Genomic DNA, 242 nt, shown 5'->3' with positions numbered 1-242 from the left:
ACCCCGAAGGGTTTGAAGCGAGCTTAGAGCAAGTACTCAGTGGTGAGTATCTTGAAGAAAAACGCTTTTTATTAGAAGTAGAAGTATATCGCCACAACGAATTAAAAAGTGCAAACTCAGCCGTTAACGAAGCGGTACTTCATGCCGATAAAGTAGCGCACATGATTGAATTTGAAGCTTTCATAAATAATGACTTTGTGTTTTCTCAGCGCTCCGATGGTTTAATAGTATCAACCCCGACA

Annotated in this window: 1 pseudogene; it reads left to right on the top strand. The window is 40.5% G+C overall.

Annotation, left to right across the window (positions count from 1 at the left end):
• Nucleotides 1-242: pseudogene (gene ppnK / locus AAEY98_RS22615) on the top strand (NAD(+) kinase); the annotation flags it as partial.

The organism is Shewanella sp. AC91-MNA-CIBAN-0169 (genome assembly GCF_040310165.1).
Taxonomy (GTDB): Bacteria; Pseudomonadota; Gammaproteobacteria; order Enterobacterales; family Shewanellaceae; genus Shewanella.
The sequence above is the reverse complement of the archived record's forward strand: the minus strand, read 5'-3'. Positions and strand labels throughout refer to the sequence as shown.